Source organism: Carboxydocella sp. JDF658 (assembly GCF_002049395.1).
In the GTDB taxonomy this organism is placed as follows: Bacteria; Bacillota.
The window spans coordinates 137241-148329 of the sequence record NZ_BDLR01000045.1; the positions used below are offsets into that span (position 1 = coordinate 137241).

General features: G+C 52.0%; 10 protein-coding genes. 3 read left to right on the forward strand and 7 right to left on the reverse strand.

All coding sequences use genetic code 11. The annotated features are described in order from the left end of the window. Positions 1-7: 7 nt before the first annotated feature. From pruA to JDF658_RS08790, 3 genes are all read right to left on the reverse strand, one after another. Positions 8-1555 carry an L-glutamate gamma-semialdehyde dehydrogenase gene (gene pruA / locus JDF658_RS08780; RefSeq protein ID WP_079907253.1) on the reverse strand — a complete coding sequence of 516 codons (1548 nt, stop codon included), beginning with the start codon at positions 1553-1555 and terminating at the stop codon, positions 8-10. Positions 1556-1580: 25 nt separating this feature from the next. Continuing rightward, positions 1581-2510 (reverse strand): proline dehydrogenase family protein, encoded by a 930-nt coding sequence (locus tag JDF658_RS08785; RefSeq protein ID WP_242946637.1) that lies wholly within the window; start codon positions 2508-2510, stop codon positions 1581-1583. Positions 2511-2660: 150 nt separating this feature from the next. After that, on the reverse strand, positions 2661-4406 hold the full coding sequence (locus JDF658_RS08790) for a sigma 54-interacting transcriptional regulator (RefSeq protein ID WP_079907254.1): 1746 nt from the start codon (positions 4404-4406) through the stop codon (positions 2661-2663). An 89-nt stretch (positions 4407-4495) separates the two neighbouring features. Between JDF658_RS08790 and JDF658_RS08795 the strand changes: the two genes are divergently transcribed. Beyond that, positions 4496-6304, forward strand: a complete 1809-nt coding sequence (locus tag JDF658_RS08795; protein WP_079907256.1) for an ABC transporter ATP-binding protein — start codon at positions 4496-4498, stop codon at positions 6302-6304. A 21-nt stretch (positions 6305-6325) separates the two neighbouring features. Here JDF658_RS08795 and JDF658_RS08800 read toward each other — a convergent pair whose 3' ends face one another. The 4 genes from JDF658_RS08800 to JDF658_RS08815 all read right to left on the reverse strand — a co-directional run bounded on the left by JDF658_RS08800 (position 6326) and on the right by JDF658_RS08815 (position 8468). Continuing rightward, positions 6326-6595 carry a DUF3243 domain-containing protein gene (locus JDF658_RS08800; protein WP_079907258.1) on the reverse strand — a complete coding sequence of 90 codons (270 nt, stop codon included), beginning with the start codon at positions 6593-6595 and terminating at the stop codon, positions 6326-6328. Between the two features lie 51 nt (positions 6596-6646). Then, positions 6647-7555, reverse strand: a complete 909-nt coding sequence (locus JDF658_RS08805; RefSeq protein ID WP_079907260.1) for a patatin-like phospholipase family protein — start codon at positions 7553-7555, stop codon at positions 6647-6649. A gap of 96 nt (positions 7556-7651) precedes the next feature. Then, positions 7652-8143 carry a rubrerythrin family protein gene (locus JDF658_RS08810; RefSeq protein ID WP_079907261.1) on the reverse strand — a complete coding sequence of 164 codons (492 nt, stop codon included), beginning with the start codon at positions 8141-8143 and terminating at the stop codon, positions 7652-7654. A gap of 91 nt (positions 8144-8234) precedes the next feature. Next, entirely contained in the window at positions 8235-8468 is a 234-nt protein-coding gene (locus JDF658_RS08815; RefSeq protein ID WP_078665799.1) for a DUF896 domain-containing protein, read from the reverse strand. Positions 8469-8591: 123 nt separating this feature from the next. Between JDF658_RS08815 and JDF658_RS08820 the strand changes: the two genes are divergently transcribed. Together JDF658_RS08820 and nth are read left to right on the forward strand one after the other, a co-directional pair. Continuing rightward, positions 8592-10241: a diguanylate cyclase gene (locus JDF658_RS08820; RefSeq protein ID WP_079907262.1), complete on the forward strand. Its 1650-nt coding sequence runs from the start codon at positions 8592-8594 to the stop codon at positions 10239-10241. Next, the gene (gene nth / locus JDF658_RS08825) at positions 10238-10870 is read left to right on the forward strand and encodes an endonuclease III (protein WP_078665801.1); all 633 of its coding nucleotides are present in this window, start codon (positions 10238-10240) and stop codon (positions 10868-10870) included. The genes JDF658_RS08820 and nth overlap by 4 nt, the downstream gene beginning before the upstream one ends. Positions 10871-11089: the final 219 nt, after the last annotated feature.

Below are 11089 nucleotides of genomic sequence, written 5' to 3' on the forward strand. Positions count from 1 at the left end.
CTTCTTTTTATAATTTTTCACTTACCACCTTGGCCTGGGTGAAGAGCAGGAGATAGTCGCGGCCACCGGCCTTGGAGTCGGTGCCGGACATGTTAAAACCACCAAAGGGATGGACGCCTACCAGGGCCCCGGTGCATTTACGGTTGAAGTAGAGGTTGCCGACATGGAAGTGGCGACGGGCTTTTTCCAGATGTTCGCGGTTGGTGGAATAGACGGCACCGGTCAGACCATAGATGGTATTGTTGGCAATTTCTAAGGCATGGTCGAAATCCCGGGCTTTGATAAAGGCTACTACAGGACCGAAGATTTCTTCCTGGGCAATGCGAGCCAGGGGGTCGACATCAGCGAAGACAGTGGGCTGGAGATAAAAGCCATTGCCTTCAGCTTTGCCGCCACCACACATCAAACGGCCTTCTTGTTTGCCGATTTCCATATACTCCAGGATTTTTTCATAGGCTTTCTGATCAACCACCGGACCCATGAAGTTGCCGGGATCTTGCGGAGGGCCGACCTTGATTTGTTTGGCCTTTTCCACTACTTTTTCCAGGACATAGTCATAGACATCTTGATGGATAATGGCACGGGAACAGGCGGAACACTTCTGGCCCTGGAAGCCAAAAGCTGAAGCAACTATCCCTTCAACAGCGGCTTCTAGATCAGCTTCCTTGTCGACGATGATAGCATCCTTACCGCCCATCTCCGCTACTACTCGTTTCAGCCAGATCTGGCCAGGGGCCAGTTTGGCTGCCCGCTCATAGATGCGCAGTCCCACTTCCATGGAACCGGTAAAGGAGATGAAACGGGTACGGGGATGATCCACCAGGAAGTCGCCAATGGCACCACCGCTGCCCGGCAGGAAATTGATTACCCCGGGAGGCAGGCCGACGCTTTCCATCAGCTCCACGAATTTGGCGGCGATTACCGGGGAAGCGGAAGCGGGCTTTAGCACCACAGTATTGCCGGATACGATGGCAGCAGTGGTCATCCCCACCAGGATAGCCAGAGGGAAGTTCCAGGGCGGGATGATTACCCCTACGCCCAGGGGAATATAGTACAGTTCATTGTCTTCACCGGGAATGCGGGTCAGGGGCTGGGGTTCGGCCAGACGCAGCATTTCCCGGCCGTAAAATTCCATGAAATCAATGGCTTCAGCGGTATCAGCATCGGCTTCAGCCCAGTTTTTACCGACTTCATAAACCAGCCAGGCGGAGAATTCATGTTTGCGGCGCCGCATTTCGGCTGCTGCTTTGAACAGATAACGGGCCCGTACGGCAGGACCTACCTGGGACCAGGTGCTAAAGGTTTCTTCTGCAGTTTTGATGGCTTTTTCAGCCAGTTCCAGGTTGGCTTTGGCTACATAGCCCACCACCTGGTCCTTGTTGCCCGGGTTAATGGAAACCAGTTTTTCCTCGGTCATGATTTTCTCTTTGCCGATCACCAGAGGATAGCTCTGGCCCAGCTGGCTTTCTACCAGGGCCAGGGCCCGGGTCATGGCTTCCCGGTTAGCCGGCTGGCTAAAATCTGTAAAAGGTTCGTTACGGTACTCTTGCAGCATGGAAATTTTACCTCCCTTGAATTTTTTATGGTTTAAGCATATTTTTCAGGATAAAGAAGAGGTTAGCGGGCCTTTCGGCCAGACGGCGGGAGAAGTAGGGATACCAGTCTTTACCGTAAGGTACATAGACCCGCATCCGCCAGCCTTTTTTGACCAGCTCTTCTTGCAAATCCCGGCGAATACCATAGAGCATCTGGAATTCAAACTGGTCTTTACGCAGGCCTTCCTTTTCTACGAATTCCATGAGCTCCCGAATGATTTTTTCGTCGTGGGTGGCGGCCCCAAAATAGACGCCGGAACGGAGATAAGTTTTGGCCAGTTTCAGATAGTTAGCATCAACATCCTTTTTGCTGGGATATGCCACCTCCGCAGGTTCCTTATAGGCTCCTTTGCAGAGGCGAATGGTGGATTTCCGCTTGATCAATTCCTCCACATCCCCGGCGGTACGGTAGAGATAGGCCTGTACTACTATGCCTACCCGTTCCGGACCATATTCATTCAACAAGGTATAAAACAAATCAAAAGTGATCTGACAGTGGTCGGAATCTTCCATATCGATGCGGACAAAATTATTGTACTTTTGCGCCCGCTCCAGAATTTCCCGCATGTTGTTGAGACAGAAATCATAATCAATGTCCAGGCCGATCTGGGTCAGTTTCAGGGAGAGATTAGCCCGCAGCTTTTCCTGATGGATGGCATCAAGGATAGCCAGACAGGCTTCCACCGCTTCCCTGGCCTGTTCCTTACTGGTGATGCTTTCCCCCAGGTGGTCCAGGGTGACATCAATGCCTCTGCTGTTCAGTTCTTTAACTCTCTGAACAGCTTCGGCCAGAGTGCTACCAGCCACGAAGCGGGCGGCACCCCATTTCATCCCATGTTTACTGACCAGGTTGACTACTGTTTTGTTGGCGGCAATGGTAAGAATTATTTTGCGCGCCAGCAGGTTCATATCCATTATGCCTTCCCCCTATTTTTTATTGCCGCAATTTTACGCCAATTTAATTTAGCAATTTTCGTGCCACTTATTGGCCGGGAGCAAACTGGCGTCCAATACAGGGAAAAAGCACTTCCTCGCCCAATTTGTGTCAAAAAACTGACGCCAGTGTCAGTTATCTGGCGTCAGACCCAGGACCTTCATTTTATAGTAGAGGCTGCTGCGGGGGATGCCCAGCAAACGGGCGGCTTCGGCCTTGTTGTAGTTGGCTTTTTTCAGGGCCTCGGCAATCAGCCTTTTTTCTGTAGCTATGGTTACTTCCGGCAGTGGGCCGCTGGTATCATTGTCAGGCAAACGCAATTCTTTCAGTTTCTCCAGGCGAAGATGGGCAGGCAGGGTATCCTGACGCAAAATGCCATCATCGGAGAGAATAACCATCCGCTCCAGGGTGTTGCGCAGTTCCCGTACATTGCCGGGCCAGTGGTAATTCATAAAAGCCACCATTACTTCTGGCTCAATTTCCTGAATGCGCTTTTGATGGATGCTGGCCAGCTCCTGGACCAGCAGGTAGGCCAGTTCGGGCAAATCTTCCTTGTGCTCCCTGAGCGGAGGCAGGGTTAGGGTAAGGACATTCAGGCGATAATAGAGGTCCTCCCGGAAAGTACCTTCCCGGATCATTTTTTCCAGATCCCGGTTAGTTGCAGCGATGATGCGGACATTCACCTTGATGGGTTTAGTACCACCTACCCGGTAAAAGACCTTTTCCTGCAAGGCCCGCAGCAGTTTGGCCTGCAGGCTCAATTCCAGCTCACCGATTTCATCCAGAAAGAGGGTACCTCCTTCGGCCAGCTCGAATTTACCGGGTTTGCCGCCACGCTCAGCCCCTGTAAAGGCACCGCTTTCATAGCCAAACAGTTCACTTTCAAAAAGCAGCGAGGGCAGGGCGCCGCAATTAACGGCAATAAAGGGCTGATTGTAGCGTTTGCTTTCTTCATGGATGGCGCGGGCAAACAGTTCTTTACCGGTGCCGCTTTCCCCCCGGATAAGCAGGGAAGCATCGGTAGCAGCAAATTTTTTGGCTAAATTAATGGTTTCCTTTATAATGGTACTGTGGCCATAAATAGTGGCAAAGGCGTTCTTCTGACTGAGACGGTTGATTTCCTTGCGCAGTTTTTTAACGGTAGTGCTGGTGCGGGTCAGCTCCTGATTCAAGTAAACGATATCTCCGATATCCCGTTCCAGGGAGAGGCTCCCTATCACCCGGTTTTCGCACTGAATGGGAGCGGCGGTAATCAGTACATGGGCGTCTTCCCGGGGCTGGTGGTAGCTTTCCCGAATCACTTTGTTTTCCTTCAGGGAGTGGGAAACCAGAACATTGGGGAAAAACTTGCTGACCGGCTGGCCGAGGATTTCCCTTGCCTTAATGCCATAGAGGATTTCGGCCCGGGGATTCCAGTATTCCACTTCTTCCCGTTCGTTGATGATACAAATAGCCTCACTGGCATGGTTAAGGAGTGTGTCCAGGATAGCCTGACTTTTGAGCCAGCCCCGGATAATGCCAGTGGTGAGGATTTCCCAGGTGATTACCCCCAGGGGATTCTGGTTTTCATCCATTACTACCAGTCCGGGATGCTGCTGGTTGAAAAAAGCCAGAATTTTGGCCAGGGAGAATTCCGGGCCAATGGTTACAGGCCTGGACAGGGAAAAGACTTTGCTGATAGGCAGAGGTTGTTCTGAACGGGCGGCCAGGATGCGTTCCCGGCTGAGTAAGCCCCGAATCTGGCCTTTTTTGCCCAGGATCAGCACTGCTTCCGCTCTGGTAGAGGTCAGCTGGGCCTGTAAATGGGATAAAGGGATGTGGGCTTCCCGGCGCAGAAAAGCTGTGGACATTACTGCTGCAGCTGTAAGAGATGACATACCGATACCTCCTGGGTGTCAAAAAATTGACGCTTTTATATAACAGTATTCGCCTGTTCAGGCAAAATTCCTGCTGGGAGGGAGAGAAAATGGCCCATCCATTCAGTGGAGTGGATTGGGGTCTGGAGGAGAAGAAAATTACCAAACCGGACCCCCGTTTGTTAACGCGAATAGCAGGGTATCTGCGGCCTTACTGGCGGCAATGGTTGCTGGTGCTGCTCTGTATTCTAGGGGGAGCGGTTATGGGGGCATTACAGCCCTATCTGATTAAACTGATTCTGGACCAGGCAATCCCCCAGGGGAAACTGGGGTTATTAAACCTGCTGGTGGCTGGGATAATTGCAACAGCTTTGCTGGGGGGATTGCTGGGGGTGGCTCAGTTTTATCTGGCTACTCTGATTGGACAGAAGCTGATGTATACTTTGCGCCAGCAAATGTATGAACATTTGCAGCAACTCAGTCTCAGTTTTTTTGTCCGCCACAAGACAGGGGAGATCATTTCCCGGTTAACCAATGATGTGGGGGGCTTACAGAATGTGGTGGGGGATACCATTACCGGGCTTTTCAATAATGGCCTGGTTTTTCTGGTTACTCTGGGCTCCATGTTCTGGCTGGACTGGCGTTTGACCCTGGTGGCCCTGGTGGTTTTGCCGGCTCTGGTTTTACCCACCCGCCAGGTAGGCCGCATGAATTACCGGGCCCGTAAAATGGCCCAGCAGAAACTGGCGGACTTGTCCAGTCTGATGCAGGAAACCCTCAACATTTCCGGGGCCATGCTGATCCGGGCCTTTGGCCGCCAGTGGGAAGAAAACAGCAGGTTTGCCCGGGAGAACCGGGAGCTGCTGGAGTTAGAGCTAAAACAGAAAATGATCGGCCGCTGGTTTTTTATGTTGCTGGGGGTAATCACCGCCGCCGGCCCTGCTTTTATCTACTGGTTTGGGGGCTGGCAGGCTATCAAAGGGGAGCTCAGCATAGGGACAGTAGTTGCATTTACTGCCTATCTCAGCCGGCTCTATATGCCGGTTTCAGCCCTGGCCAACCTGGTGGTGAACATCCAGGGTTCCCTGGCCCTGTTTGAGCGTTTGTTTGCCTTTCTGGATGAAGTGCCTGAGGTGCAGGAAAAAGGGGAATCGGTTACTCTGACGGAAATTAAAGGGAGGCTGGAATTCCGGGATGTCTGGTTTGGCTATGAAAAAGACCGGCCTATCCTGCAAGGAGTGAGTTTTGCCATTGAACCCGGACAGACAGTGGCGATTGTGGGGCCCAGTGGGGCAGGGAAGAGCACTATCAGCTACCTGGTACCACGATTTTTTGACCCCTGGCAGGGGGAAGTGCGATTAGATGGAATTGACATCAGGGATTTAAGCCTGGCTACCCTGAGCCGGCATATCGGGCTGGTGACCCAGGAGACCATTCTCTTTCATGCTACTGTGCGGGAAAACCTCCTCTACGGCAAGCCTGATGCGACAGAAGCGGAAATGGTGGCAGCGGCCAGGGCAGCTCATATCCATGACCTGATTATGTCTTTGCCGGAAGGGTATGATACGGTAGTAGGGGAGCGGGGCTATCGGCTTTCCGGTGGGGAGAAACAGCGGCTGGCCCTGGCCCGGGTGATTTTAAAAAACCCCCGCATCTTTATTCTCGATGAGGCTACTTCCAGCCTGGATTCCCATTCGGAGCAGCTGATTCAGCAGGCTTTAGAACCTTTACTAAAAACTCGGACATCCCTGGTGATTGCCCATCGGCTTTCCACTATTCTCTCGGCAGACCGCATCCTGGTGCTGGCCGGGGGGAAAATTGTGGAGGAAGGAACCCATCAGGAGCTGCTGGCACTAAATGGCCGCTACGCCCGGTTATACCGGGAGCAATTTGGACAAACAGCAGAGCCGGCCGGATAAACCGGTCGGCTCTGTAAATACTTAATGCTGGGCGACATCATCCCGGTTAACCATTTTAATGATCAAATGGGCCAGAACCTTGCGCTCTTCTTCATCACCAGCATCCCATAGTTCTTTGAGCAGGCGCTGTTCGCGGTTTTTGGGGTCCACTTTATCAGCCAGGAAGTTACCCAGTTTATAGGCGGCCTTGCTGATAGTTTCCTCCTCCAGGCCTACCCGTTCACCTAGATCTACCAAAGAATGCAGGGTTTGTTTCCATTGTTCCCAGTCACTGGTCATCTGCGGGGTCATAAATATCACCTCCGCTTGTTAGTATGTGTGAACAGAGGGTGTTAATATACATTACCAGTGCTGTTGTAACCAGGTCAGGGTTTCGGTGAGATTCACCAGTTCTGCCCAGCGGCGGAGCCGGGGGATTTCCTGCCAGGCATCAAGAATAACCGGGCGAGGCAGGAGCGGATTTAAGCGAAAATAGCGATGACCGAGCAGGCTGGAGGCGATACGGGCATCAGCCTCCACATCTCCTTCCGTCAGGACAGTAAGCAGGGGAAATTCAACCTGACAGCCGGAGGTAAGGATAAATGTCCATTGTAAAATCCCCCAGTGTTCGGTGTGTTCTGGCAGCCGATGAGGTCCTAAGCCTGTACCGATAGACAGTAAAACTATTTCTTTTAGTTCCCGACTGGCTCCGGCGGGATCGACTGCCAGGCCCAGAGCGACCAGACTGGGGTTGTTGGCAATTACCCCGCCGTCAATGTGGCCACGATGAGCGGGGAAAAAAGTAGGGGCGGCGCTGGAGGCCAGCGCCACATCAAGAACCCGTAAATTCAGATAAGGTGAATCGGGAAAATTGTGATAAAAGATGGGTTGCCAGCAGGGGGCTCGCATCTGAGCTACCTGAAAGGTGGGGATCACCACTTTTTTCCTTAAATCTTTGAGGCACAAATCAGGAGGAAAAATCTGCTCCAGGACTTTTTTCAGCTGACGCTGCTGATAACGTGGCCGCCAGAGATTAAAATAACGGGGACGGAAAATTTGTTTTGCCGTATCGACTGAGAAAAATTCCAGTAAGCGTTCCGGGGTAAGGCCGGCTGCCAGGGCCAGGGCAATAAAAGAACCACTGGAGGTACCGGCCAGCAGATCTGCTTGGGCGAGAAGGGCGGGATGGTGGGTACTCAGGCGCTGCAAGAGGAGCGAAGCATAAATCCCCCGCACACCGCCACCGTCAAAACAGAGAATGCAGTAACTCATGGTTTGCCTCCAAACCCGAGGATTTACCACATATATATGCCTGTTCCCGGGTAAAGAATAACCCCTCTGTATTAGACAGAGGGGCTGGTAGAAGCTTTATTTTACCTGAAAATATTTGCTGCCAGGGACGCCACAGATGGGGCATTTGTCAGGTGCATTCCCTTCGGCAATATGACCACAGACTTCACACACAAAATATTCGGCATCGAACTTGCTTTCCAGATTGGCCAGAGCTTTGGAAAACAGTTGTTCATGGACTTTTTCCGCTTCATTGGCCATGTGGAAGGACCTTTCAGCCTGCTTATTGCCTTCCTGCTGGGCTGTGGCAATGAACCCGGGATACATTTTTTCAAACTCGTAGGTTTCACCCTGGATGGCAGCCTGCAGGTTTTCAGCTGTGCTCTTGATTTCTCCCAAAACCCGCAGATGGGCATGAGCGTGAATAGTTTCCGCTTCGGCAGCAGCGCGGAACAGTTTGGCTACACCGGGATAACCTTCTTTTTCAGCCTGCTTGGCAAAGGCCAGATATTTGCGGTTGGCCTGGGATTCGCCGGCAAAAGCGGCTTTCAGATTGTCAGTAGTACTCATCATTATCTTCCCCCTTATTAGTAATCATTATTGTTACGATTATATTATGGCAAAAAGTTTTCTGTCTGTCAAGGATTTTCTGGAAAAAAATTTAGTGATGGTGATGGTGTTTTCCCTGACAACCACAGGAACAGGAGAATTCCATTTCTGGCAGTTCCTCAACAAATTCGATGCTTTCCAGAGTTTGTTTAACCTGGGCTTTGATATTCTCAATGTACTGTCGGCGCAGGATGGCCTGTTCTTCCTTTTCCGCCGGGGTCAGGCCAGCCTGTCTTTGTTTGCGGGCCAGTTCATTAATGCGGTCAATCAGTTCTCTGGTAATCATAAGACACCTCTTCCCTTAGTTTGTTTTTTTTCACTAAAACAATACTATCATATAATTCCATTCTGGCAAAATATTTGTTATGATAAAGGGTAAGGTGTTAAGGGAAAGGATGGGCGGCGGAGGATGGTGGAAAAAAGGCCCCTGCGGATTTCAATAATGAAACATTTTGCCCTGGCCTTTCTGGCGTTTTGTATTATTCAGATTCTCACTTTTCAATATCTGGCTATCACCAAATATGAAGAAGCACTCCAGAACAATGTCCAGGAAGTGGATGAACGGCTGAAGGCAGCGGTGGAAAAATGGCAGGCGGAAAAAATAGCTAAACTGCAGCAGTTAGCCGAAGAGGCTAACAGATTGCTGAATGATCGAGAAAAATTACAGGCCTGGCTTGTTCATGAAACCAGGGAGTTTTCTGAACTGGATGCCATTGGTGTAGCTGATCCAGCCGGTTGGGTTTGGGCCAACAGTACTGGGGATAATAGCCTGAATGTTGCCGATCGGGCCTATTTCAAGGCAGCACTGGCAGGAAAGACAGTGATGTCCGAGCCAGTAGTTAGTCGGGTTACCGGCAGCCCGGTGCTGGTACAGGCCAGACCTCTGTACCTGGGAGGAAAAATTCAGGGGATTTTAATCGTTACTCTGAACCTGGAACACTTGCGGGAAATCCTTGAGATGGTCAATCTGGACGGGGATTTTCAGATTTACCTGACCACTGCCACCGGGACAACTATTGTTGCTTCGGCAGAGCGTAAACTTCTGGATAAGGAGCAAAGCGGACAGCGGCTTTATCCGGATTGGAAAGCGATAATGGAGGATCGCCTTTACCGGCAAGTGCACAAATATCAAAATCATGCCGGGGAACCGGTGGTGGGCCACTGGAGCTATTTACGCAAGGCGGACTGGGTACTGATTGTGGAAAGCAATATCAATAAAATGGCAGACCAGCTAAGACTGCTGGCTTTTGAAGTGGCGGGTATCAGTTTGCTTTTGCTTATTGCCGGAATTATGCCCCTGTTCAACTATCTGAGCAAACGACTGACCCAGCCCCTGGAGGAACTGGTGGAAGCCACTCAGCGTATCGCTGCCGGAGATTATTCCAGCCCGGTCAGGGTGTATTCTTACCGGGAGATTGAAAAACTGGCCCTGGCTATCAATGAAATGATGGCCCAGCTCCAGCAAGTACGGGCCGAAGCGGAAGCAACCCTGGATGAATTACAGGAACAGCGGGGAGAGCTGGAACGCCGCAATCGTTTACTGGAAGAGATGGCTATTACCGATCCCCTCACCCAGTGTTACAACCGGCGCTATGTCATGAATCGACTGCCCTCAGAGGTGGCCCATGCTCTGCGTTATGGAGAGCCGCTTTCGGTGATTATGGTGGATGTAGATTACTTCAAAAATATCAATGATACGTATGGTCATTTGGTTGGTGATGAGGTTTTGCGCCAGGTGGCAGACTTGCTGCGGGCCAGTACCCGCAAGGCGGATATCCTGGGGCGTTATGGCGGGGAGGAATTTATTATCATCTGTCCCAGTACTTCAGGGAGTGCCGCCAGTCAGTTGGCTGAACGCATGCGCCAAAAGCTGGCTGAGGTCCAGGTTGATGCTCAGGGCGAAAAGCTGCCCCTTTCAGCCAGCTTTGGGGTTGCGGACCTGGTGGGGGTACCATCTCTGGGGGATTATAAGACCATGGCCAACGAGCTGGTCAATCGGGCTGACATGGCTTTGTATCGGGCTAAAGCCGAGGGCAGGAACAGGGTGGTTATGGTATGAACAGGGAACTGGCTAACAGGATTCTCGATCAGCTGGCCCACATCTGGCCTGACCCCAGGCCTGCCCTTCAATACCGTAATCCCTTTGAGCTGCTGGTAGCTACTATCCTCTCTGCCCAGTCCACTGATGAACAGGTAAATAAACTCACTCCAGCCTTGTTTGCCCGTTTTCCCGATGCTCAGGCCCTGGCCCGGGCTGGAGTGGAGGAAGTGGAAGAGTATATCAAGGGCTGTGGCCTCTATCATAACAAAGCCCGGCATCTGGTGGCCATGGCCAGGCAACTGGTGGAAAAGTATGGCGGGCAGGTTCCAGACCAGAGGAAGGAGCTGGAGAGCCTGCCCGGGGTAGGGCGCAAAACAGCCAATGTGGTGTTGAATAATGCTTTCGGACAGCCGGCCCTGGCGGTAGATACCCATGTTTTCCGGGTGGCCAACCGGCTGGGATTGGCCCGGGCGGATAATGTCAGAGATACGGAAGAACAGTTAATGGCGCTGTTACCCCGGGAACGGTGGGGTCAGGCCCATCACTGGCTTATCTTTCTGGGGCGTACCTGGTGCAAGGCGCGCCGGCCCCGGTGCCAGGAATGTCCGGTAGCATTGGACTGCCAGTTTCCGCATAAGTTGCTCTGACATCCTCCCACCCCTAAAAGGGGTGGGGTTCCCCTTCTAGAAGTGGTTGGTTTTATAATTCGCGGCTGCCCGGTACAGACCTAAGCGGCCTGCCCGAACGTTCCCTGTTCACGGCCTGACGGTGTGGTTTTTCTCCACACGAACAGGTTGACCGCAGGGCGTGCCAGTGCGCCCACTACTCCCGACCGGTCCGGCAGTGCCAGACCGGACTCACGGAGA